A 23,889-nucleotide genomic window follows, 5' to 3' on the forward strand; every position below is an offset into this window, starting at 1 on the left:
ATAAAAAATTAAAACTTGCTTGATTTGTGCCCCAATTTATAGTTAACTTGTACCGTTTTAATGATTGATGATTAATGGAAAAATATTTAGCAGAACTTAATGAGGCTCAGCGAGCTCCTGTACTACATGTAGATGGTCCGTTAATGGTTATTGCCGGGGCAGGATCTGGTAAAACCCGTGTATTGACTTATAGAATTGCTTATTTGATGAGTAAAGGGGTAGATGCGTTTAATATTTTATCGCTCACCTTTACCAATAAAGCGGCACGTGAAATGAAAGGAAGGATTGCTTCTATTGTTGGAAATAGTGAAGCAAAAAATCTTTGGATGGGAACCTTTCACTCTGTTTTTGCCAAAATTTTACGAATGGAAGCAGATAAGTTAGGGTACCCTTCTAACTTTACAATCTATGATACACAAGATTCGCAGCGCTTAATAAATGCTATTATTAAAGAAAAAGGATTGGATAAAGATGTATACAAATACAAACAAATTCAATCTAGAATATCTTCTTATAAAAATAGCTTAATTACTGTTAGAGCTTATTTTAAGGATGCTGAATTAATGGAGGCTGATGCAATGGCTAAGCGTCCTAGAATGGGAGATATTTATCAGGAGTATTGTGACCGTTGTTTTAAGGCGGGTGCCATGGATTTTGATGATTTATTATTAAAAACCAATGAGCTTTTAAATAGATTCCCGGAAGTATTACAGAAATACCAAAATAGGTTTAGATATATATTGGTAGATGAGTACCAAGATACCAACCACTCACAGTACTTAATTGTAAAAGCACTTTCAGATAAGTTTCAGAATATATGTGTAGTAGGGGACGATGCCCAAAGTATATATGCGTTTCGTGGTGCTAACATTAATAACATTATGAACTTTCAGAAAGATTATGATGGAGTTGTAGTATATAGGTTAGAGCAGAACTACCGTTCTACTAGGAATATTGTGGAGGCGGCTAATTCGGTGATTGAAAAAAATAAAACCAGATTAGATAAGGTTGTTTGGACAGCCAATGATGATGGAGGTAAGATTAAAGTACATAGATCATTAACCGATGCTGAAGAAGGACGTTTTGTAGCAAGTTCTATTTTTGATACAGAAATGAATCATCAGTTAGGGCATGGTAATTTTGCCGTATTGTACAGAACCAACTCACAATCGAGGGCTATTGAAGATGCGTTGAGAAAAAGAGATATTCCGTATCGTATTTACGGTGGACTTTCTTTTTACCAACGTAAAGAGATTAAAGATATTCTTGCCTATTTACGATTGGTGTTAAACCCTAAAGATGAGGAAGCTTTAGTTAGAATTATAAACTTTCCCGCAAGAGGTATTGGGCAAACAACGGTTGATAAGTTAACCGTAGTGGCCAACCATTATAAGCGTTCTATTTTTGAGGTAATGCAAAACCTTGATAAGATAGATCTAAAGATTAATTCTGGAACAAGAAGAAAATTAGATGATTTTGTAAACATGATAAAGAGTTTTCAGATTATGAATGAAAACTCGGATGCCTTTACGCTTTCTGAGCATGTTGCTAAGAAAACAGGTATTTTACAAATGTTTAAAAAAGATGGTACTCCAGAGGGTATAGCCCGTATGGAAAATGTGGAAGAGCTTTTAAATGGTATTAAAGATTTTGTAGAGGGACAACAAGAAGTGGCGGATGCAACGGGGTCTTTATCTGAGTTTTTAGAGGATGTTGCCTTGGCTACAGATTTAGATAAAGATACGGGAGAAGATGATCGTGTAGCTATGATGACCATTCACTTAGCAAAAGGATTAGAATTTCCGTATGTATACATAGTAGGTATGGAGGAAGATTTATTCCCTTCTGCTATGAGTATGAATACACGAAGTGAATTAGAAGAAGAAAGACGTTTGTTTTATGTAGCACTTACACGTGCTGAAAAGCAAGCTTATCTTACCTATGCAGAGAGCAGGTATAGGTGGGGTAAATTAGTAGATAGTGAGCCAAGTAGATTTATTGAGGAAATTGAAGATAAGTATATAGAATATTTAACTCCCCCAGCGAAATCAGGTTACCGATTTAAACCTCTTTTAGATACTGATATATTTGGAGAAGTAGATAAAAGTAAGTTTAGGCAGAATAAACCAGTAGCAAGTACACCACCTGTTCACAAGCAACCATCGCAAGAGAAACTGCGTAAATTACGTAAGTTAAAACCAAATTTAGGAACTCCTGTGGGGAATGCTTCTGCTCCAGATACTTCTGCCTTAAATGTGGGAACAAAAATAGAACATAGTCGTTTTGGTAGAGGAGAGGTAATAGGTCTTGAAGGTGTTGGGAATGATAAAAAAGCTGAAATTAAATTTCAGAATGGAGAAGTAAAGAAACTGCTGCTCCGTTTTGCTAAGCTTGATATTTTAAGTTAAAAAAAAGGATTATTATGGCAGAGTTGATAAGAATTTATGAAGAGAATCCAAATCCTAGAGAAATCAGCAAAGTTGTTGAAGTACTAAGAAACGGAGGCCTAATTATATACCCTACAGATACGGTATATGGTTTAGGATGTGATATTACAAACTCTAAGGCCTTACAAAAAATTGCAAGAATTAAAGGGATTAAATTAGAAAAAGCTAATTTTTCTTTTATTTGTGCAGACCTTAGTAATTTATCTGATTACGTAAAGCAAATAGATACGCCTACCTTTAAAATTTTGAAGAAAGCCTTACCAGGCCCTTATACGTTTATTTTACCTGGTAATAATAGTTTGCCTAAAGATTTTAAAAAGAAAAAGACAGTGGGTATACGTGTACCCGATAATTCTATTGCTGTAGAAATTGTAAAACAATTGGGGAATCCTATTATTTCTACATCTATTCATGATGAAGATGAAGTATTAGAGTATACTACAGATCCTGAATTGATTTATGAGAAATGGGATAATTTGGTTGATATTGTTATTGACGGTGGCTATGGAGATAATGTAGCTTCCACAATAATAGATTTGTCTGAAGGAGAGTTTAATGTAATTAGAGAAGGTAAAGGAAGTATTGATATCTAATCTAATATTCCCTTAAGTATGTAAAATATAAAAGCCCGGTGTAAACCGGGCTTTATTTTTTGTGATCTGTCTTCTAATCTAAATTAGTTGATGTTAGGATCTTTCATTCCTTCTTCAATCATGCTGTAGAACTGATCAATTTTAGGAAGAACAACAATTCTAGTTCTTCTGTTTTTAGCTTTTCCGTCGTTAGTTTCGTTACTAGCAACAGGAACATACTCACCACGACCAGCAGCAGTCATTCTCTTAGGATCTACTCCAAACTCATCTTGTAGTAATCTAACAACAGCAGTAGCTCTTAAAACACTTAAATCCCAGTTATCTTTAAAGCTAGCACCAGTTTTAACACCATCATCATCAGTGTGACCTTCTACCATAAATTCAAAGTCTGGCTTGTTTTTAACAACAGTAGCAACTTTACCTAAAACCTCTTTAGCTTTAGCAGTTACTCTAGTACTACCACTAGAGAATAATAATTTGTCAGAAATGTTTACGTAAACAACTCCTTTTTCAACACTAATGTTAATGTCATCATCATTAAGATCTCCTAAAACACCTTTTAAGCTTTGTACTAATGCAAGGTTAACAGAATCTCTTCTTGTTACAGCATCTTGTAATTTTCTAATAGTTAAATCTTTCTCACGTAAAGATTCTAAAGATTTTTCAAGGTTTTCAGCTCCTTTAGTAGTTAAGGTAGTTAAGTTACCCATATTGTTGATAAGCTCTTGGTTGTTAGCTCTCAACATATCGTTTTGATCTCTAAGTGCATTAGTAGTTGCAGTTAAAGAAGCTTTTTCTTCTAAACAACTATTCAGCTTAACTGTAGCTGAATCTAATAATTCTTGAGTTTCTTTGTTTTTTTCTTCTAACTCAGCAATTTTTTTGGTACCACAAGATGTAGTAGCTAAAAAAACAGCGAAAAGTGAAGCAATAAGACCAATTTTCTTCATGTTTATAAATTTAATTAATAGCATACCAAAGGTAAAAAAACCTAAATTTTAACAAATGTATTTAACAGGTATTTTAGTTAATGTTTTATTAAAATTTTATAAGTTTTTTTCTTGTTAATATAGTATTCACGCACAATTGAGGTTATCTTAAAGTAATTAGTGGTTTTAACATTTTTAACCCTGTTTCTAAGGTATTGTTTCTTAAGCTTATAGTAAGAAGCGTGAGCTTTTAGAATGGCAAAAGCATGTTTCAATTGAAATTTTAAACAAAATCTAACAAAAGCTAGTCCGTCTAAAACCATTCTAGTGAAAACAATCTTTTTTATCTGATTTTCTGGTAAGTTTTTTAGTAATGTAAAAAGCGAATTTCTGAAGTTATAGTAAGTTTTCTTCGGGTTTAGTGTGTCTAAGGTACCACCACCTACATGGTATACGGTAGATTCTGGTGTGTAAAATATCTTTTTGGAGGTATTAATAATTCTCCAACATAAATCTATTTCTTCCATGTGAGCAAAAAATTGCTCGTCAAAACCTTGTTGTTCTTCAAAAACAGTTTTTCTGATAAAGAAGCAGGCTCCTGATGCCCAAAAAATCTCTTCTTCCTTATTATATTGGCCAGTATCTTTTTCTAGTTCGGTAAATATTCTTCCTTTACAAAAAGGATACCCATATTTATCAATAAAACCACCAGCGGCCCCTGCATATTCAAAATAGTCTTTGTTGGTATACCATTTTATTTTAGGTTGTACAACGGCAATAGATTCATTCTTGAATAGTTGCTCAATAGGAGTTAACCAATCAGGGGTTACTTCAACATCAGAATTTAAAAGGCAAAATATATCTTCCTGTACATGTTTTAGTGCATCATTATATCCTTTTGCATAACCACCATTTTCTTTATTTTTTATAATAGTTACATCATTTGGATAGTTGGTTTCTAGAAATAGCACAGAATCATCGGTAGAGGCATTATCAGCCACATATATAGTGGCATCTTTAGAGTTTTCAATTACCGAAGGTAAAAACTTTTCTAGTAATGCTTTACCATTCCAGTTTAATATAACAACAGCTATGCTCATTATTTATTGGTATAGTTAGGTAGTTCTCTTAAAAAGTGATAGCACTCTTGTTCATAATCCATTTTACAAAAGTAATGAGACTTTCCATTAGTAACCATCAAATGTTCGGCATTTAAGGCCAGATTGTATCTTGCTATTTGATCAAATGTATGCTGACTAATGGTTACTTCCGGGGCTTTACATTCTACCATTAATAAAATTGAACCATCAGAATTGTATACCACCACATCGTATCTTTTTACTAAGTTGTTTATAGTCAACTTTTTCTCTACATTAATTAATGATTTGGGGTATAGTTTCTCTTCCATAAGGTATTTAACCACATGTTGCCGTACCCATTCTTCGGGTTGTAATACCACAAACTTTTTGCGAATTTCATCAAAGATGTAGATTTTATTTTCCCTATTTTTGAACCTAAAGGAATATTTTGGAAAGTTTAAAAGTTGCATGGACATGTGACTATACTTACTGGCATTTATAGATGCAAATATAACAATGTGTACGTTTAATGGATGAAGTAAAACAAATAGTTACTGATATAAAGAATAAACAATTGGCTCCTATTTATTTTTTAATGGGTGATGAACCTTATTATATAGATAGAATTTCTGATTATATAGCCAATAATGTTTTAGATGAAGCCGACCGTGGATTTAACCAAATGGTACTATATGGTAGAGATGTAACTGTAGATGATATTGTAGGGAATGCTAAGAGATATCCTATGATGGCTGATAGACAAGTTGTTATTGTAAAGGAAGCACAGGAGTTATCTAGAACCATTGAGAATTTGGTAGCTTACGCTGAAAAGCCGTTAGAGTCTACCGTACTGGTTATGTGTTATAAATACAAAACTATTGATAAGCGTAAAAAACTATACAAGGCAGTAAAGAAAAACGGAGTTATTTTTGAGAGTAAGAAGATGTATGAAGATAAGGTAGCCGATTGGATACGTAAGGTGTTGGCAGGCCAGAAATATGCAATTACTCCAAAAGCTTCTCAAATGTTAGTAGAATTTTTAGGTAATGATTTAGGTAGAATAGCAAAGGAGTTAGAAAAGCTACAATTAATACTACCTAAAGAAAGTCAAATTACCCCAGAAATAATAGAAGAGAATATTGGTATAAGTAAAGAGTTTAACAATTTTGAGCTGAGAAAAGCAATAGGGGATAGAGATGTTGTGAAGGCTACTAAAATTATTACTCACTTTGCGCAAAATCCAAAAGACAATCCTATTATAGTAACGGTTACTATGCTTTTTATGTTTTTTTCCCAACTTTTAAAATATCATGGGTTAAACAATCATTCTCCTAAAAATGTAGCTTCAGCTTTAAAAATCAATCCATATTTTGTGAGTGATTATCAAGCGGCTGCAAGAAATTATCCAATGAAAAAAGTTAGTTATGCTGTTGCTGTCTTAAGAGATATAGATGTTAAAACAAAGGGTGTAGGCTCTAATGCAGATATGGCAGACTTACTTAAAGAGCTATTGGTTAAAGTGATGTTATAAGTGTGTTACAGAAATAAAAAAATCTCTATTTTCTTTTCTTAGGTATGTACCTTAGTGTAAAAGAAAATAGAGATTATGAATAGAAATACAAAATTAACCGTTTTTGATTATAGCATAAGAATTTTAATGGTTCTAGTAGCCTTAGGAATTCTTGTATTCTTCTTTACAAGTGTAATTTCTGGTGCTATAGCAGTTCTACTTGTTGTATTGGCCATAGCGCTCATTGTACTTAGTATTACAGGATTTAAAAAATTAAAAGAAAAGTTTTAAGCTTACTTTTTATCAATGCTTATTTTACCAGCACCTGTAAATGCCAGTCCTAAAAAGATAAAGAAGTAAATTAATGCTAATTCTTTTTGTTGTAATGGGTCTGATGCATGTACATAAAATGCAGCCACCGCCATTGTTATTGCTGCTGGTATAGCGGCAAATCTTGTTTTAAAGCCAACAATGATAAATAGAGGAGCTAAAAATTCTCCTATAACAGCTAATACCAATGATACAGAACCGCTACCTATTAGTGCCGGAAATTCTTTTCCGCCACCATCTAATAAAAGTTGTAATTTTTGGTATCCATGCACCATCATTAAGCACGATGCTGCTACTCTTAAAATGAGTAGGCCAATGTCAGTTAAATTTTTCATAATGTATGAGAGTGTTAATTAGTAATATGCTTAATATACAGAATTTAACTAAAAACTTCGTTGTGTTGCTCTTGAACTCTAATGAATGTAGTTCTTTTAGTTAATTCCTTAAGTCTTGCTGCGCCTACATAAGTACATGTAGATCTTAAACCGCCAAGTATGTCTTGTAAGGTATGTGCAACATCTCCTCTGTATGGTATTTGTACTGTTTTACCTTCGCTAGCTCTGTATTCTGCTACACCACCTGCATGTTTTTCCATGGCTGTCTCAGAGCTCATACCGTAGAATTTTTTGTATTTCACACCATCTTCTTCAATAATTTCACCTCCACTTTCTGTGTGTCCTGCTAACATACCACCAAGCATCACAAAATCTGCTCCACCACCAAATGCTTTGGCAACATCTCCTGGTATTTTACATCCACCATCAGAGATAATTTGTCCGCCTAATCCATGTGCAGCGTCTGCACATTCTATAATAGCTGATAGTTGCGGATAACCAACTCCGGTTTTAATACGGGTAGTACATACGCTTCCTGGGCCTATACCAACTTTTACAATATCTGCTCCAGAAAGTAAAAGTTCTTCAACCATTTCGCCAGTAACCACATTACCTGCCATAATAATTTTATCAGGATAGAGATCTCTTGTTCTTTTAAGAAATTCTGTAAAATGCTCAGAATATCCGTTTGCTACATCAATACATATAAAGGATAGCTCAGGGTGTGTCTCTATAATTTTTTTCAGTTTTTCACCATCGGCTTCACCAGTACCAGTACTAACGGCAATATTTTTATATTCATTTTCATTGGCGTTACTCATAAAGTTTTTCCAATCTTCCAGTGAATAGTGTTTATGTACGGCTGTAATTAAATTTTGTTTAGCCAATTCTTTTGACATTTCAAAAGTACCCACGGTGTCCATATTTGCAGCAATAATAGGAACTCCTGTCCAAGTTTTTGGACTATGTAAAAATTTAAACTCTCTTTCTAAAGTAACCTGACTTCTAGACTTTAAAGTAGATCTTTTAGGGCGAATCATTACATCTTTAAACCCTAATTTTAATTCATTTTCTATTCTCATGTTTCAATCTTTATATATTGACATAAAAAAATCTCGTAGAGACGAGATTTTAATATTTTATTTTAAGTTGAATACAAGTTACAAAAGTTTTGGATATTTTGTAGGATTACTTTCATGCATTATAGCATAAATTTTTTCAAAAATATCTTCAACATTCGGTTTTGAGAAGTAATCTCCGTCTGTACCATATGCAGGACGATGCTCTTGCGCTGCTAATGTTTGCGGTGCGCTATCTAAATATTGGTAGGCGCCTTGTTTTTCAACTATTTCTTGTAATAGATATGCAGAAGCACCACCTGGCACATCTTCATCTACCACTAAAAGTCTGTTTGTTTTTTCTACGCTCTTAACTACATCGTGGTTAAGGTCAAAAGGAATTAACGATTGACAATCAATTATTTCAATATTAATGTCTACAGTTTGTAATTCTTTGGCTGCTTGCTCAACTACTCTAAGCGTAGAACCGTACGTTACAACGGTAATATTAGTACCTTCTTTAACCGTTTCTACAACTCCAATTGGGGTTCTTATTTCAGAAAGGTTATCTGGCATTTGTTCTTTTAAACGGTACCCATTTAAACATTCTATAATTAAAGCAGGCTGATCTCCTTCTAAAAGCGTATTATAAAAACCAGCGGCTTTGGTCATATTTCTAGGTACTAAAGTGTACATACCTCTGGTAAGGTTAATTATACCACCCATTTGAGATCCTGCATGCCATATACCTTCTAATCTGTGTCCTCTGGTTCTAATAATTAATGGAGCTTTTTGTTTACCTAATGTTCGGTAGCTAAGTGTAGCTAAGTCATCACTAATAATTTGTAATGCGTACATTAGATAATCTAAGTATTGAATTTCAGCAATTGGGCGTAGTCCACGCATTGCTAAACCAATACCTTGCCCTAAAATAGTTGCTTCTCTAATTCCTGTATCAGAAATTCTGTATTCCCCATATTTTTCCTGTAAGCCTTCAAGCCCTTGGTTTACATCTCCTATGTTTCCACTATCTTCACCAAAAACAAGAGCTTCTGGATAGGTAGAAAAAATAGTATCAAAATTTTCTCTTAAGATAATACGAGCATCTACCGTTTCAGAATCTTCAGAATAAGTAGGTTTTACTTCTTTTACGTGTAATGGCGAATATTTACTTTCACTATATAAAAGAGAGCTATACTTAGGTTGAATTTCTGCTGTTATATTTTTTATCCAATTTCTTAGTTCGTTAGCCTCAGCTGTTTGTTCATTGCTAATATATCTCAATGTTTTACGAGCCGTAGAGAAGGTATCTTTTCTACTAGGTTCGTCAATTGAAATAAGATCATTTTTAAGCTTATTAACAAAGGCTTTATTAGGGCTAGAGTTCGCTATTTTGTTTAAGATAGCGGTAAGCTCTTTCTTTTCGTTTTTTATTGGGTTAATAAAATTAGCCCATGCACGTTTTTTACCTTCTCTAACTAATCTTTTTATATCTTTTTCAATGGCTTCTAATTCCTCATCGGTACTAATACCGTTTTCAATCATCCATTGGCGCATTTTTGCGTTACAATCATGTGCTCTTTCCCAAGCTAAACGCTCTTTGCTTTTATATCTCTCATGAGAACCAGAGGTAGAGTGTCCTTGTGGTTGTGTTAATTCTTGTACATGAATTAAAACAGGTACATGTTCTGTTCTGGCAATTTCAGAAGCCTTTTCAAAAACTTCTACAAGAGTAGGGTAGTCCCAACCTTTTACAGTTAATATTTCAAATCCTGCTTCTGTTTCAGTTCTTTGAAAACCTTTTAAAATCTCAGAAATACTTTCTTTAGTGGTTTGGTACTTAGCTGGTACAGAAATTCCATAATCATCGTCCCATACACACATTACCATAGGTATTTGCATAACCCCGGCAGCATTAATGGCTTCAAAAAAGATACCTTCAGATGTAGAAGCATTACCTATTGTACCCCAAGCTACTTCGTTTCCATTATCAGAAAATTTACTAGCATCTATACCTTTAACATGACGGTATATTTTAGATGCTTGTGCTAAACCAACTAAACGAGGCATTTGACCAGCGGTAGGAGATATATCTGAACTAGAGTTTTTTTGTTGAAGTAAGTTCTTCCAATCATCATTTTCATCAAAACTGTGTGTAGCAAAGTGTCCACCCATTTGTCTACCACCACTCATTGGGTCAGCTTCTAAATCGGTATGTGCATACAATCCGGCAAAAAAGTTTTCAATGCTATATAAATCAAGCGCCATCATAAAAGTTTGGTCTCTATAGTACCCACTTCTAAAATCACCATCTCTAAAAGCTTTTGCCATGGCTAATTGAGGAACTTCTTTTCCGTCTCCGAAAATTCCAAATTTAGCTTTTCCTGTAAGTACTTCTCTTCTTCCTAATAAACTACATTCTCTACTTGTAACGGCAATTTTATAGTCTGATAATATTTCTTGTTTGAAATCTTGGAAGGTGATGTTCTTAGTTTCAGGATTTTCTTGCATAGTTTAGAAAAATTAGATTGATGGTGCAAATATACCAAATCGAAAGATGATTTGCAATTTTACTTTTCTTTACAATTTGTTAATTATATAATTTAACCCTTGTAAAAATAAATTTTTCTTAAAAATGTTTTAAATTATTGTGATTTATTGAGGTTTTTGAAATCTATAGGGCTTAGAACCATTTTCTGGTGAATAGACCTGTAAGGGCTTTAGGGGAAAGGGTAACAATAAAACGAATGTTATTAGCATAATGTGGTTGTGCTATTTCCCATCCGTTGTTAGAATATACAGGTAAGTACAATTCAAAATAGTCGGTAACCAAATTTAAACGAATACCAGAATCATAAACAAACTTGGTAGGAATGTTTTTATTTTTAACCAACCCCAGATCTCCATAGGCTTCAATCCATCTATAAATACTTGTACTAAAATTGCTTGTTAGCATCCAATCATTGCTATATTGTGGTGTAAGTTTTGATTTAAAACCACCCTCAGCAACTATTAATTGTTGACTAAAAATACCTGTACTTTCTGAACGACCTAAATAGTTATAATCAAATAAATAATCTGTTGGCCTATCTAGAGCAAAATCAAAATAATTGGTATTAGTATTATTATGAAGAAATTTTCCTCCAAAGAACCGAATGTTAATTTGTCTGTTATTATCAAATAATTTTCGGTACTCGTAATTAAAAGAAAGTTTAGAAAATTTAGAACCAGCTTGCGCATCTACAAACCAAGAATGATAATTTAATATATTGTTATTATAGTTAAGGTACCTAGCATTAAAAACAGTATAGCTTGGGTTTTCTAGTTCAACTAAGGTATCTTTTTCACGTTCAATATTTACCGCTCTAAAATTTAAAATTTGTCTTTTATTAGACCTTAGGTCTTTAGGTCTAAACGTAAAACTTACAGAAGGGGTAAAGGATTTGTATACTAGACCCTCTGCATAATGATAGTAGCTACCTGATAAGCCATAATTGACAAGAAATAAATTAGAATTGTCTATAAATTGTCTGTATTGTATAGAAGCTCCTCCAACTAAATCATTGGAGTTAAAACCGTATTGAGGTTTAATAGAGTAGAGCAGGGGCTTAGTTAAAAGTGTTTTATTATACATTTTAGCTCCTAAAATAAAACCATCGTAAAGGTTAAAGCCAAACTCTGGCATAAAAAATACTTGGTTGTAATTAGGATCTTCTGCATCTTGAAATAATCTAAATTGTAAAGGTTTATGATTGAATAAGCCTTTAGTAGACTTGTAATTATTTCGTTGATTGTATTCAGGAATTACTTTTTCATAATTTAAAGCAAACTTATCTTCTCCATTATTAGGAATTGTAAAGGTTTTGTTGTTCTTAATATCAGTTAACCAATATTTATGTAAAAGCTTTTTGTTTTTAAAGGTATAGATGGAAATAGGCACTTCTGCTTTTTGCTTATTTTTAATTTTAACCTCTAATGAATCTCCTTTTTCTTTAACTGATTTTATGGTATAATCAATCTTATGATTTGTGCTAAGATAATCATTGAAAAACCAATCAACATTTTTATCAGACTTACTAATGATTAGGTTTTTAAAGTGTTCTTTTGTTTTTTGGTTGCTTAGTAAAAAGTCTTTGATTAAAGAAACAGACATTTGCTGTTCTAAGTAATCATCTAAATATTTTAAGCCTATACCAGCTTTATATTTGTTAGCAATGTTATTATTAAATTTTAATAAGGAATCTCTTGAGGTATCTAGCGGTTGATCAATGTGCTTTCTAGCCATGAGCATATAGTACATTTGATATTGCTCATTAAAATCCATTTGAGTAAAGTGAAAGCTTTTTAATCCCCATACATTAGAAAAATTCCCAGCAAGTTTCATGTCAGGATAGTAATCCTCTATAAATTGCATCATCAAATACGTTTCTATTGCATCGTAAACCCATTTATCTTTTCTAGGGTCGGCATCTATACTTTCTGCTAAATAGCTACTCAGCGTAGTTTTTAAAAGTTTTAATTCATATAAAAACTGATCTTGAAAAGGAGCTAAAAATGAGGGTAACTGATTTAAACCATAAATAGGGTTTTTACGGTAATCACTTTCAGAGATGAGAACTCTTATTTTCTTTTTTTGCGGTATGTACTCTTGTAAAAAACGGCTCACCTTATCTATAGATAGGTAAGAAACAGGTTCTGAAATGTTTTCGGGTTCTATATTACTAGTAAAAACAATATTATCTGTTTCAATTTCAGTGAACGTTTTAAACGGTTCAAAGTATAGTTTTATATTTTTTACTTCATCATATTCTAGTTGAACATGCCTGTAAGTACCAACAGTTTCTTTAGAAGTAACAGCAGCATTAGATGTAAGAAATAATGTGTTTGGATAGTTGAAGTTAACCTTGTACTTACTTTTTTCTACGTACATGTCGTTTAAGTTCATGTTACTGTAGAGTTTCCAATCATCCTTGTAAGGAATAGGGGCTAGGTACCAATATTCTAGCTTAATATTGCCAAACTTATCGTAGCCATATCCTGTAAATTCAGCAGAAGGTAATTTGGTAGTATAGGTTAAGTTTAAGGTGTAGCTTTCATTAGGGTACACAGGAGATTTTAATTGCACTTTAATTAAATCATCTGCTTCTAATCTTTTCCAAGAAAGCGTTTTGTAGGTTTTATCTATAATAGATATAATTTGGGTGCTACCCCTTTGTTCCTCATTTGCAAAATGAAGACTTTTATCAAATTCTTCTGCAAACCTTTTGGCCAGCGCCGTGTTTTTATTTTGGTACGCATTGTTCCAATCATACAAATAAATCTGGTTTAAGGTATCATTTGTATGATTGGTAAAAACTAATGTTTGCTGAATATTTATAGCCTTTAAATCTTCATGTAAAGTTGCCGTAATGGATTGTTCTTCCTGAGCAAAACCGCTTTTGCTCAAAAAACAGCAAAAGGACAGAAGTACTATATGTATATAAACGTTAGTTTTTAGTGCGTATGTCATTCAATTGAGTGCTGAATTAACAAAAATGTAATTAGACTAATTTGTCTAGCGGTTGATCTACAATACCATATTCTAATGATTCTTCTGCAGACATCCAATAATCTCTGTTAAAGTCTTTCATTACTTTTTCTATGGTTTGGCCACAATTTTCTGCTAATATTTCGGCACTTAATTTTCTTGTTTTAACAATTTCTTCCATCTGAATAGCTATGTCAGAGGCCTGACCTCTTGCTCCACCACTAGGTTGGTGAATCATAACTCTTGCGTTTGGCATTATAAATCTTTTTCCTTTTTCACCAGCTGATAAAAGGATAGACCCCATAGAGGCTGCAAATCCTGTACAAATAGTAGAAACCGGACTGCTAATACCTTTCATGGTATCATAAATAGCAAAACCTGAAGTTACGTACCCACCAGGGCTATTAATTATTAATTGAATTTCTGTACCAGGAGCGGTTAATTCTAAATACATTAACCTGTCAATAACATGTTTTGCAGAATTATCATCTACTTGTCCCCAAAGAAATACTTTTCTTTGTTCTAGCAATTTTTCATCAATTGCTTCTTGTATTTTCTTTTTACTCATTGTTTTTTATATTACGACAATATACCTTTTATAATAGTGTACTAAGTTTTCTAATGTTTTTTATTATGTAAATAAAAATAAAACTTTAGTAAATTACTTTTAATTTTTTGAAATTAAAAGTTAGGACTCAAATTATATTCTTTGTAAAAATCGTCCAGTATTTCAACTACCTCATCTTCATGGTCTACAATCTTTACAAGGTCTAAATCTTTTTCACTTATATTTTTGTATTGGTTGAATAAAGTTTCTTTAATCCACTCAAATAAACCACCCCAAAATTTAGTACCTACAAGTATAATAGGGAATTTATCTATTTTTCCTGTTTGTATTAAGGTAATAGCCTCAAATAATTCATCCATGGTTCCAAAGCCACCTGGCATTACAACAAAACCTTGTGAATATTTTACAAACATTACTTTTCTAACAAAAAAGTAATCAAAGTCCATCATTTTATCGCTGTCTATGTAAGGGTTGTAATGTTGTTCAAACGGAAGTTCAATATTTAAACCTACAGAGGTTCCGTTAGCTAAATGAGCACCTTTGTTACCTGCCTCCATTAAACCAGGGCCTCCTCCGGTAATTACGCCATAGCCAGCTTCTACTATTTTTTTTGCAATTCGTTCTGTTAATTCATAGGTAGGATGGTCTGGTTTAATACGTGCACTACCAAATATAGATACACATGGACCAATCTGACTCATTTTTTCAAATCCGTTTACAAACTCACTCATAATTTTGAACAATGCCCATGAGTCGTTCGTTTTTATTTCATTCCAGCTTTTAGAATGTTTTTCGTTACTTTTCATATTATAATTTCAATTCTTTTTTTAGGAAAGTAGCTGTGTAGCTTTCCTTATTTTTAATTATTTCTTCGGGTGTTCCTGTAGCCAGTAACTCTCCACCGCCTTTTCCGCCTTCTTTACCTATGTCAATAATGTAATCTACCATTTTTATAACGTCTAGATTATGCTCTATAATTAAAACGGTATTTCCTTTATCAACCAAAGAGTTTAAAACATCCATTAATATTCTAATATCTTCAAAATGTAAACCTGTGGTAGGCTCATCTAGTATATAGAAAGTATTACCGGTATCTTTTTTAGAAAGTTCAGTGGCTAATTTAATACGTTGTGCCTCTCCACCAGATAGGGTAGTAGATTGCTGCCCTAGGGTAATATACCCTAAACCAACATCTTTAATAGTTTTTAATTTACGATATATTTTCGGAATGTTTTCAAAAAAGTCTACAGCTTCATCAATGGTCATTTCTAAAACATCTGCAATAGATTTTCCCTTGTATCTAATTTCTAGGGTTTCTCTGTTAAATCGTTTTCCATTACAGGTTTCACATTCTACATATACATCTGGCAAAAAGTTCATTTCAATAACTTTTAAACCTCCACCTTTACAAGTTTCACAGCGTCCGCCAGCAACATTAAAACTAAATCTGCCAGGTTTGTAACCTCTAATCATAGCTTCAGGGGTTTTGGTGAATAAAGTTCTTATTTCACTAAAAACACCTGTGTACGTAGCAGGGTTAGAACGTGGAGTTCTACCAATAGGAGACTGGTTAATATCAATAACCTTATCTATATGCTCTAAACCTTTTATACTTTTATAAGGTTTTGGTTTTTTTAATGCATTAAAAAAGTGAGCATTTAAAATAGGGAATAGGGTTTCATTAATTAGAGTAGATTTACCACTTCCAGAAACACCAGTAACCCCAATCATTTTACCTAATGGAAAAGTAACACTTATGTTTTTAAGGTTATTACCCGTACATCCATTAAGTTTTATTTCGTTTCCATTTCCTTTTCTACGCTCTTCAGGTATAGCAATTTCTCTTTCGCCACTTATATAGTCAGAGGTTAAGGTATGGTGTTTCATAATCTCTTTAGGAGTACCTTGAGATATTATTTCTCCACCATGTTTACCAGCTTTAGGGCCAATATCTATCACATAATCGGCCTGTTCAATCATATCTTTATCATGCTCAACCACTAACACAGAGTTACCAATATCACGTAGAGAAACCAACGATTTGATAAGTCTTTCGTTATCTCTTTGGTGTAACCCAATACTTGGCTCATCTAAAATATATAATACCCCTACTAGTTGCGAACCAATTTGAGTAGCCAAACGTATACGTTGTGCTTCACCACCTGATAATGATTTAGAACTTCTGTCTAACGTTAAGTAGTCTAAACCTACATCTAACAAGAAACTTATACGGGCCTTAATTTCTTTTAAGATTTCTTCGGCAATGGCAAATTGTTTTTTAGATAGTTTTTTAGGAAGTTTTTCAAACCAATTAGCAAGGTCTACCACATCCATGTGTGCTAGCTCAGAAATGTTTAGACCATTTACCTTAAAGTATAACGATTCTTTTCTAAGTCTGCTACCATTACATTCCGGACAATCGTTTTTGTCCATAAACTCTTTAGCCCATCTCTTTATTGAAGAAGTATTACTTTCTTCATACTGAGTAGTTATAAAGTTGATGATACCTTCAAAATCAATTTTATAATCTCGGGTAATACCCATTACTTTAGAAACTACAGAGAATTTTTCTTTACCCCCGTGCAAAATCATTTGCATAGCTTCTTCCGGGATGTCACTTATAGGATCGGTAAGTTTAAATTCAAAACGTTCTGCAATTAGTTCTAACTGCTTAAAAATCCAACTCTTTTTATATTCACCAACAGGAGCTAATCCTCCGTTTTTTATAGATATTTTCTTGTTAGGAATAATCTTATCAATGTTTACTTCATGTACCAATCCTAGCCCTTTACAGTTAGGGCACATTCCTTTTGGAGAGTTAAAGGAAAAAGTGTTAGGTTCTGGAGTAGGATATGATATACCCGAACTTGGACACATTAGGCTTCTACTAAAAAAGCGAGCTTCTTTTGCACCATGAGCAATCACCATCATTACATCATCTCCATGGTACATGGCTGTGTTAATGCTTTCCATTAAACGCTTTTCAAACTCTTCACCCTCGGTAACTTGTAGTCTATCAATAACAATTTCAATGTCATGTGTTTTGTAACGGTCTACCTTCATACCATGTTCTAGGTCTTGAATTTCTCCGTCTACTCTTACCTTTAAGAAACCTTGTTTAGAAATTTGTTCAAAAAGCTCTCTGTAATGACCTTTTCTAGATCTAATTACCGGAGCCAATATATTAATACGTTCCCCTTTAAAATCATTTATAATTAAATCTTTTATTTGCTCATCAGAGTAGCTAACCATTTGCTCACCTGTTTTATAACTATAGGCATCACTGGCTCTTGCATAAAGTAGCCTTAGAAAGTCATAAATTTCAGTAATGGTACCAACAGTAGAACGTGGTGACTTAGAGGTGGTTTTTTGTTCAATTGCAATAACAGGAGACAACCCATCTATTTTATCAACATCCGGGCGTTCTAATCCTCCTAAAAACTGACGAGCATAAGCAGAAAAGGTTTCTATATATCTTCTTTGTCCTTCGGCATAGATAGTATCAAATGCTAAGGAAGATTTACCACTCCCAGAAAGTCCTGTAATAACTACTAACTTTTCTCGGGGAATAGATACATCTATATTCTTTAAATTATGAACTCTCGCTCCTTGAACTTCTATATAATCGTCAAATGTCTTCATAGTAATACTGCAAACCGCAAAAATACAAATTTGAATACAAACTTTATTTTGCTTTGGCGGATAATGCGTAACGTTAACAAGCATTTAAGATTCTTAACAGTAAAATGAAAATATTTAAGATAAATGGAAGTCCTTAGTGAAGTTATTTTTACTTTTGATATGGGTATCACTCGTATGTATTTCTAAAACATTACAAGAACATTTTATCGTGGACTTGCCTAAGACTAATTTAGTACTCTTTTAAGCAACTTAATTATGAAAGAAATTAAAAAATGTAAAACTGCAGTTTTTGAAATGTATAAAAGATATTATGAATCATCTTTTATATTTCATAATTATACCTATACAGTGTTTGCCGCAGAAGCACTTGATACGTTAATTGAAGCCGAAAAAATTAAAGATGAACAACAAATTTTAAAACTTAAGTTAGCGGTATGGTTGCATGCAGTGGGGTACTATAAAGATTTAGAAGTAGGGGGAGAGACTAGTGTACATTTAGCCAAAGAATACATGGTAGATGCTGGTTATGAGGCTGCGTTTATTAATGAAGTATTAGCTTTAGTAGCTGTTACAAATTATAAAAACGGACCTTCTAATTTGTTAGAGGAAATTATGAATGATGTTTCTTTTCATTTCTTTTTTGCTAAGAATTTTAATGAATTATATCAGTTATGGCGAGTGCAAGAGGAGTCTATTAAAAATAGAAAACTAAGCAATGATGAATGGGGAGCTCATGTAAAAGGATATTTAAATCATGTGCAGTTTTATACCTACTATGCTATTAGAAATTGGGAAACTAAGGTGCGATTTAATTATTTAAAAGTACTTTCTAGAGAAGAAAAGCAAAATGAAAAGTTGATAGAAAAGGGGAAGGATACGGTGTTTAGAATAACCCTTAGAAATCATATTTCTTTGAGTGATAATGCAGATAGAAAGGCACATATTTTGCTCTCGGTTAATGCCATTGTTATATCTATTATTTTTTCTAGAATATTTCCGAAGTTAGATAATCCGTCTAACCACTTTTTATATGTTCCTACCTTAGTGTTTATTGTTTTTACCGTATTGTCTATTATACTTTCGGTTATTGCCACAAGGCCAAGAGTTACAAAAGGAAAATTCTCTTATGAAGAGCTTACCCATAAAAAGGTGAACATTTTATTTTTTGGTAATTTTTATAGAGTAAAGCTACAAGACTATGAGAGAGCTATGGATAAACTGTTACAAGATGGAGATTTAATATATAGTTCACTCACCAAAGACCTTTATTATTTAGGGAAGGTAGTAGCTAAGAAGTACAGAATATTACAATATACCTATGTAGTTTTTATGATAGGAATTGTAATTTCTACCATGATGTATGTTATCTATTTTAATATGTACAATTAGGTGTCTAAAAACTTAGCTTTCAATTCGGGTGTTGGTATCATGCAGGTATCTTTTTTACCATACCATTTGTATCTGTTTTTAGCAATATAATCATATACTTTATTAGTGATGGAAGATGGTAAAATACTTTTAAAGATACCTAAAATAGCATACCAGCCTCTTAGATTTTTGGCTATTTCAAGTGCAGCATCTGCTTTAATGTAGTATGCCTTACCGGGTATTATTAGTATAATGGAATCTAACTTGTCAGTATCAATACCTCTTTCTTTGGTTAGTTTTTGTCCTAAATCACTTTGTAAAGAGGCGAAGCGATACAGATCTTTTTTATCATTTTTAATAATACGTTGAACGGCGTTGTCACATAGGTTACAAACGCCGTCAAAAAGTACGATATGTTTATGTTTAGGTAATTCCATTATTTTTTAGCCTCTACAAGTTCTAACTGATCAATAGCTACATTGGTTGTAAAGAAACCATAATTAATAACAGCTTTCTTTTTCTCAATAATATCTATAGTACCTACAGCTTTACCGTCAGGTAAACGTACTCGATCACCAACTTTAAAAATATGTTTTGGTTTTAGCTTTTCTTTTTGTTCTACCTGTTTCTTTTCTTCTTTTTTCTTTTCTCTTATTACTTCAACTTTTTTCTCTACTTCTTTAGCAACAACAGTAGTAAGTTTTTTAGCTTCTTTTTTCTCTTCTTTCGTTTTTACTTTTCGTTTGCTATTCTCCGTTTCAATAATGTGTAAAAGTTCAGATATAAGAGCTCTTTTCTTTTTCCCATAAAAGTAGCGTTCCGCAGCTTCGTTCACCTTGTTACCTAAGTATATCATACGTTGGTTATGGTCGTATAACTGTTGGTAACTCTCTAACTTGGTTTGAATACGTTCATTTAAGTTTTCAAGTTTTTTAGCTTCTTCACGGGCTTTTACTTCTTCTTCTGCTAACTGGGTAGAAGTTTTCTCCATTTTACTACGTTGCTTTTGTAGTTTAGCAATGGTAGCATCAAACCTAACCTTACCACGTTCAATTTTCTTTTTAGCCCTGTTAATTAATCCGTAAGGAATACCATTTTTCTGAGCCACTTCAAATGTAAATGAACTACCAGCTTCACCAATAATAAGTTTAAATTCTGGTTCTAAAGATTTACGGTCAAACAACATATTAGCATTAGTAGCATTCGGCAATTCATTGGCTAACATTTTTAAATTAGCATAGTGGGTAGTAATCACCCCAAATGCCTTACGATGGTAAAATTCTTCTAGGAACGTTTCTGCCAAAGCCCCACCCAATTCAGGGTCAGATCCGGTACCGAACTCATCTATTAAAAATAAAGTTTTGGCATTGCACTTTCGTAAAAAGAAATTCATGTTTTTTAAGCGGTAACTATACGTACTTAAATGATTTTCTATAGATTGGTTGTCTCCAATGTCTGTTAACACACGCTCAAACAAACAAACTTCGCTACGTTCGTGCACTGGTAATAACATACCGCTTTGCAGCATTACTTGTAACAACCCAATGGTTTTTAAGGTAATACTTTTACCACCTGCATTTGGCCCAGAAATAACAATAATTCTATTATCGTCATTTAAAGTGATTGTTTGAGGGTAAGTTACTGCTCTTTTAGCTTTATTAGATAACAATAATAAAGGGTGGTAAGCATCTATAAGATTTAAGGTTCTTTCCTTATTAATTTTAGGAAGAATACCATTCATACTTTGTGCATACTTAGCTTTAGCAGCAACCACGTCTATAGTGGTTAGGAAAGATTGGTAGGCATTTAATAGTCCATAAAACGGTCTAAGGAAATTGGTTAAATCTTTTAATATTTTATTTATCTCTTCACGTTCATCAAACTGTAGGTTTACCAATTGTCTGGAAAACTGTTCTGTAGCTTGTGGTTCTATATAAATAATACTGCCCGTTTTAGATGTACCCAAGGCGGTACCTTTTACACGCTTGCGGTACATAGCTTTTACTGCTAAAACACGTCTGTTTTCTACAACGGTTTCTCTAATATCATCCAGAAAACCACCACCATTATACATGCTTAGTGCGGCACCAAAACTTTGGTTAATTTTAGCTTTCACGCTATTCATCTCTCTACGGATGTTTAATAGGGAAGGAGAGGCATTGTCTTTAATTTCTCCAAAACGGTCTATAACACTTTCTATTTTTTCTATAATAGCAGTAGTAAACTCTATGGTGTCCGATAATTCAAAAAGAGTAGGGTAGTACTCTTTGAATTTTTTAAAGAAACTTAAGTGCAGGTTTACCGTATTAGAAAGCGCATTAATTTTTCTGAAACCGTTAATTTCAATCAAGGAATTTTCAATACCTAATAATTGTAACTCTTGGTTAATAGCTTCAAAATAATGATTTGGTATGGCATTATTATTATCAAATGAGGCTACGTACTCATGTGTTTTATACAGGCCAGAATATAATTCTTCCTCGGTAGCATAAGGTACAATTTTTAAAGCCGCATCTTTACCAAGGTCGGTGTTGCAATAATCTGATATTTGATTTAGAACCTTTGAAAACTCAAGGTCTTGTAATGTTTTTTTATGTATTCTGAGCATTGTCTAATTTTATGCTAATTTTATAGCGATACAAAAATAAATAAAATCTAATGAACGTAAAGGTACACGAAAGCTGGAAACCCTATTTGGAAAAAGAATTTGATCAACCTTATTTTACAGCATTAACTGATTTTGTTAAGACAGAGTATGAGCAACATACGTGCTATCCTACCGGTAAGGAGATTTTTGCAGCTTTTGACCATTGTTCATTTCAAGATTTAAAGGTAGTAATTATTGGGCAAGACCCTTATCATGGGTCTAACCAAGCTAATGGTTTATGTTTTTCTGTTCATGATGGTATTTCGCATCCTCCTTCGTTAATTAATATTTTTAAAGAAATAGAAACCGATTTGGGTAAACCCTATCCACAAAGTGGTAATTTAGAACGTTGGGCAGACCAAGGTGTTTTATTACTCAATGCAACTTTAACCGTTAGAGCCCATGAGGCAGGGAGCCACCAAAACAAAGGTTGGGAAACCTTTACCGATGCTGTTATTAAAACCATATCTCAAGAAAAGCAAGACGTAGTTTTCTTGTTATGGGGTGGTTTTGCAAAAAAGAAAGTAAAACTTATTGATAGTAAAAAACATCATGTCCTTACTTCAGGGCATCCGTCTCCGTTAAGTGCTAACCGAGGTTATTGGTTTGGTAACAAACACTTTTCTTTGTGTAATGAATTTTTAAGCTCTAAAGGTTTAGATATTATAGCTTGGTAATACTTTAGTAAGTATTTTGGTTAAAAAACGTTTCCGTTTCTGAAATGTCATTTGTATCTGTAGCTGTTTTATCCTCTTTTGGGGTAACGGAGCTGTATCTGTTTACGCAGCTTTTACCACAATAAGATTTACAAGAAAAACAACTTAATGCAATTATTGCTAAACAACCAATCATTAATCTTTTCATAAGAGTTTATATAGTTTAAATTCTGTTTGCTACTCTTTAGTCGAATACATAGTTGATTCCTAACAATAAAATTATAAGATGTTTATTGTTAGGAATTTTTAGTTGTAAGATCTTGCTAATTGACAATTACGTTATCTCCACAGAATATCTGTACTACTAACATTGTTTTCAAGAAGATTTAAAGCAGTTAATTGTTCAATAACCTTAGTAATTGTAGTATCACTTAACTGTTGTTGTCCCCATCGTGTAATAGGTAACCAATCTTGTACATCTTCTAGCTGAATTCCGTATCGGTTGGCAATTGTTCTGTCTATACTTGGTATTATTTTAAACTCTTCGGTATAAGTATTAATTACTTCTAATATGTGTTTCAGTATAGCAGCATTCGTAGTAATAAATTCTTCTGAAGCAGCTATTACAAAACATGGCCATGGCGTTGGGCAATCTGTAATTCTTCTAAAAATTCCCTTGTCTACAACAGGTTTTGTAGTAAAGCGTTCCCACATAAAATATTGGGCAGTGTCATTAGTTAAAGCTTCAATGGCACCATCTAGCGTATTAACAACTTCAAAATTTAAGTCTTGTTGTAAGTTCCAATGTTGGTTAGAAGCATTTACATATGCCATTAGGTGACTACCGCTACCAAAACGAGATATGGCAGCCTTAGTTCCCTTTAAGTCTTCAATAGAGCTATATGTACTGTTGTAAGCAACATGAATACCCCATAAAAGAGGAGAATCTACATAACCCTGTACTATTTTAGAAGTATTACCAGCGGCTATATCTTTTACAATACCTTCGGTTAAGATAATGGCTAAATCAGTTTCATTATTGCGAAGCATCTGGCACATTTTGCCGGTTCCTTCTGGTACTTCTGTAAATTCTAAATCAATTCCTCTATTTTCAAAGGCACCATCTTCAATTGCTAAATGCCAAGGTAAATTAAAATGTTCAGGTACTCCTGCTATGGTTACTTTCTTCATAATTTTATT

The 23,889-nt window shown here is 33.0% G+C and carries 20 protein-coding genes; 6 read left to right on the top strand and 14 right to left on the bottom strand.

Going from position 1 to position 23,889, the window contains the following annotated elements; genetic code table 11:
• The first annotated feature begins 74 nt into the window (after positions 1-74).
• Positions 75-2,408 (top strand): ATP-dependent helicase, encoded by a 2,334-nt coding sequence (locus Y10_RS08075; protein ID WP_281764879.1) that lies wholly within the window; start codon positions 75-77, stop codon positions 2,406-2,408.
• Positions 2,409-2,422: 14 nt separating this feature from the next.
• A complete protein-coding gene (locus Y10_RS08080; RefSeq protein WP_281764880.1) occupies positions 2,423-3,040 on the top strand; it encodes an L-threonylcarbamoyladenylate synthase in 618 nt (205 codons plus the stop codon).
• Positions 3,041-3,123: 83 nt separating this feature from the next.
• Here the strand turns inward: Y10_RS08080 and Y10_RS08085 are convergent, their stop codons facing one another.
• The 3 genes from Y10_RS08085 to Y10_RS08095 all read right to left on the bottom strand — a co-directional run bounded on the left by Y10_RS08085 (position 3,124) and on the right by Y10_RS08095 (position 5,518).
• Positions 3,124-3,990: an OmpA/MotB family protein gene (locus Y10_RS08085; protein WP_281764881.1), complete on the bottom strand. Its 867-nt coding sequence runs from the start codon at positions 3,988-3,990 to the stop codon at positions 3,124-3,126.
• Positions 3,991-4,067: 77 nt separating this feature from the next.
• Positions 4,068-5,069 carry a glycosyltransferase family 2 protein gene (locus tag Y10_RS08090; protein ID WP_281764882.1) on the bottom strand — a complete coding sequence of 334 codons (1,002 nt, stop codon included), beginning with the start codon at positions 5,067-5,069 and terminating at the stop codon, positions 4,068-4,070.
• A complete protein-coding gene (locus Y10_RS08095; RefSeq protein ID WP_281765691.1) occupies positions 5,069-5,518 on the bottom strand; it encodes a type I restriction enzyme HsdR N-terminal domain-containing protein in 450 nt (149 codons plus the stop codon). The genes Y10_RS08090 and Y10_RS08095 overlap by 1 nt, the downstream gene beginning before the upstream one ends.
• Positions 5,519-5,577: 59 nt before the next feature.
• On the opposite strand from Y10_RS08095, the gene holA reads away from it, so the two are divergent.
• Both holA and Y10_RS08105 read left to right on the top strand, forming a co-directional pair.
• The gene (holA, locus tag Y10_RS08100; protein WP_281764883.1) at positions 5,578-6,579 is read left to right on the top strand and encodes a DNA polymerase III subunit delta; all 1,002 of its coding nucleotides are present in this window, start codon (positions 5,578-5,580) and stop codon (positions 6,577-6,579) included.
• Positions 6,580-6,654: 75 nt separating this feature from the next.
• Entirely contained in the window at positions 6,655-6,849 is a 195-nt protein-coding gene (locus Y10_RS08105; RefSeq protein WP_281764884.1) for a hypothetical protein, read from the top strand.
• A 2-nt stretch (positions 6,850-6,851) separates the two neighbouring features.
• On the opposite strand, the gene Y10_RS08110 is transcribed toward Y10_RS08105, so the two are convergent.
• The 7 genes from Y10_RS08110 to uvrA form a co-directional block, all read right to left on the bottom strand.
• A complete protein-coding gene (locus Y10_RS08110; protein WP_281764885.1) occupies positions 6,852-7,223 on the bottom strand; it encodes a DoxX family protein in 372 nt (123 codons plus the stop codon).
• Positions 7,224-7,267: 44 nt separating this feature from the next.
• The gene (locus Y10_RS08115) at positions 7,268-8,305 is read right to left on the bottom strand and encodes a GMP reductase (protein WP_281764886.1); all 1,038 of its coding nucleotides are present in this window, start codon (positions 8,303-8,305) and stop codon (positions 7,268-7,270) included.
• 78 nt (positions 8,306-8,383) lie between these two features.
• Entirely contained in the window at positions 8,384-10,792 is a 2,409-nt protein-coding gene (locus Y10_RS08120; protein WP_281764887.1) for an alpha-ketoacid dehydrogenase subunit alpha/beta, read from the bottom strand.
• A gap of 172 nt (positions 10,793-10,964) precedes the next feature.
• Positions 10,965-13,790, bottom strand: coding sequence for a gluzincin family metallopeptidase (locus Y10_RS08125; RefSeq protein ID WP_281764888.1), 2,826 nt, complete (start codon positions 13,788-13,790; stop codon positions 10,965-10,967).
• 31 nt (positions 13,791-13,821) lie between these two features.
• Entirely contained in the window at positions 13,822-14,376 is a 555-nt protein-coding gene (locus tag Y10_RS08130; RefSeq protein WP_281764889.1) for a ClpP family protease, read from the bottom strand.
• 113 nt (positions 14,377-14,489) lie between these two features.
• Positions 14,490-15,182 carry an LOG family protein gene (locus tag Y10_RS08135; protein WP_281764890.1) on the bottom strand — a complete coding sequence of 231 codons (693 nt, stop codon included), beginning with the start codon at positions 15,180-15,182 and terminating at the stop codon, positions 14,490-14,492.
• A 1-nt stretch (position 15,183) separates the two neighbouring features.
• Positions 15,184-18,018 (bottom strand): excinuclease ABC subunit UvrA, encoded by a 2,835-nt coding sequence (gene uvrA, locus Y10_RS08140; protein ID WP_281764891.1) that lies wholly within the window; start codon positions 18,016-18,018, stop codon positions 15,184-15,186.
• A 255-nt stretch (positions 18,019-18,273) separates the two neighbouring features.
• Here uvrA and Y10_RS08145 point away from each other — a divergent pair, with 255 nt between their 5' ends.
• Positions 18,274-19,407, top strand: a complete 1,134-nt coding sequence (locus Y10_RS08145; protein ID WP_281764892.1) for a Pycsar system effector family protein — start codon at positions 18,274-18,276, stop codon at positions 19,405-19,407.
• Here the strand turns inward: Y10_RS08145 and Y10_RS08150 are convergent.
• Both Y10_RS08150 and Y10_RS08155 read right to left on the bottom strand, forming a co-directional pair.
• Positions 19,404-19,823 (bottom strand): thiol-disulfide oxidoreductase DCC family protein, encoded by a 420-nt coding sequence (locus Y10_RS08150; RefSeq protein WP_281764893.1) that lies wholly within the window; start codon positions 19,821-19,823, stop codon positions 19,404-19,406. The genes Y10_RS08145 and Y10_RS08150 overlap by 4 nt on opposite strands.
• On the bottom strand, positions 19,823-21,994 hold the full coding sequence (locus Y10_RS08155; protein WP_281764894.1) for an endonuclease MutS2: 2,172 nt from the start codon (positions 21,992-21,994) through the stop codon (positions 19,823-19,825). The genes Y10_RS08150 and Y10_RS08155 overlap by 1 nt, the downstream gene beginning before the upstream one ends.
• Positions 21,995-22,044: 50 nt before the next feature.
• Between Y10_RS08155 and Y10_RS08160 the strand changes: the two genes are divergently transcribed.
• The gene (locus tag Y10_RS08160) at positions 22,045-22,710 is read left to right on the top strand and encodes a uracil-DNA glycosylase (RefSeq protein WP_281764895.1); all 666 of its coding nucleotides are present in this window, start codon (positions 22,045-22,047) and stop codon (positions 22,708-22,710) included.
• A 4-nt stretch (positions 22,711-22,714) separates the two neighbouring features.
• Here the strand turns inward: Y10_RS08160 and Y10_RS08165 are convergent, their stop codons facing one another.
• Complete coding sequence (locus Y10_RS08165; protein WP_281764896.1) at positions 22,715-22,897, bottom strand: hypothetical protein; 183 nt, start codon at positions 22,895-22,897, stop codon at positions 22,715-22,717.
• 131 nt (positions 22,898-23,028) lie between these two features.
• Entirely contained in the window at positions 23,029-23,880 is an 852-nt protein-coding gene (locus Y10_RS08170; protein ID WP_281764897.1) for a substrate-binding domain-containing protein, read from the bottom strand.
• Positions 23,881-23,889 lie beyond the last annotated feature (9 nt).

It is taken from the genome of Neptunitalea lumnitzerae (assembly GCF_027924185.1).
Classification (GTDB): domain Bacteria; phylum Bacteroidota; class Bacteroidia; order Flavobacteriales; family Flavobacteriaceae; genus Neptunitalea; species Neptunitalea lumnitzerae.

Bases quoted from the DNA above. Each gene is read 5' to 3' on its own strand.
- Y10_RS08075 (WP_281764879.1), top strand. From the start codon at position 75: ATGGAAAAATATTTAGCAGAACTTAATGAGGCTCAGCGAGCTCCTGTA.
- Y10_RS08080 (WP_281764880.1), top strand. From the start codon at position 2,423: ATGGCAGAGTTGATAAGAATTTATGAAGAGAATCCAAATCCTAGAGAA.
- Y10_RS08085 (WP_281764881.1), bottom strand. From the start codon at position 3,990: ATGAAGAAAATTGGTCTTATTGCTTCACTTTTCGCTGTTTTTTTAGCT.
- Y10_RS08090 (WP_281764882.1), bottom strand. From the start codon at position 5,069: ATGAGCATAGCTGTTGTTATATTAAACTGGAATGGTAAAGCATTACTA.
- Y10_RS08095 (WP_281765691.1), bottom strand. From the start codon at position 5,518: ATGCAACTTTTAAACTTTCCAAAATATTCCTTTAGGTTCAAAAATAGG.
- holA (WP_281764883.1), top strand. From the start codon at position 5,578: ATGGATGAAGTAAAACAAATAGTTACTGATATAAAGAATAAACAATTG.
- Y10_RS08105 (WP_281764884.1), top strand. From the start codon at position 6,655: ATGAATAGAAATACAAAATTAACCGTTTTTGATTATAGCATAAGAATT.
- Y10_RS08110 (WP_281764885.1), bottom strand. From the start codon at position 7,223: ATGAAAAATTTAACTGACATTGGCCTACTCATTTTAAGAGTAGCAGCA.
- Y10_RS08115 (WP_281764886.1), bottom strand. From the start codon at position 8,305: ATGAGAATAGAAAATGAATTAAAATTAGGGTTTAAAGATGTAATGATT.
- Y10_RS08120 (WP_281764887.1), bottom strand. From the start codon at position 10,792: ATGCAAGAAAATCCTGAAACTAAGAACATCACCTTCCAAGATTTCAAA.
- Y10_RS08125 (WP_281764888.1), bottom strand. From the start codon at position 13,790: ATGACATACGCACTAAAAACTAACGTTTATATACATATAGTACTTCTG.
- Y10_RS08130 (WP_281764889.1), bottom strand. From the start codon at position 14,376: ATGAGTAAAAAGAAAATACAAGAAGCAATTGATGAAAAATTGCTAGAA.
- Y10_RS08135 (WP_281764890.1), bottom strand. From the start codon at position 15,182: ATGAAAAGTAACGAAAAACATTCTAAAAGCTGGAATGAAATAAAAACG.
- uvrA (WP_281764891.1), bottom strand. From the start codon at position 18,018: ATGAAGACATTTGACGATTATATAGAAGTTCAAGGAGCGAGAGTTCAT.
- Y10_RS08145 (WP_281764892.1), top strand. From the start codon at position 18,274: ATGAAAGAAATTAAAAAATGTAAAACTGCAGTTTTTGAAATGTATAAA.
- Y10_RS08150 (WP_281764893.1), bottom strand. From the start codon at position 19,823: ATGGAATTACCTAAACATAAACATATCGTACTTTTTGACGGCGTTTGT.
- Y10_RS08155 (WP_281764894.1), bottom strand. From the start codon at position 21,994: ATGCTCAGAATACATAAAAAAACATTACAAGACCTTGAGTTTTCAAAG.
- Y10_RS08160 (WP_281764895.1), top strand. From the start codon at position 22,045: ATGAACGTAAAGGTACACGAAAGCTGGAAACCCTATTTGGAAAAAGAA.
- Y10_RS08165 (WP_281764896.1), bottom strand. From the start codon at position 22,897: ATGAAAAGATTAATGATTGGTTGTTTAGCAATAATTGCATTAAGTTGT.
- Y10_RS08170 (WP_281764897.1), bottom strand. From the start codon at position 23,880: ATGAAGAAAGTAACCATAGCAGGAGTACCTGAACATTTTAATTTACCT.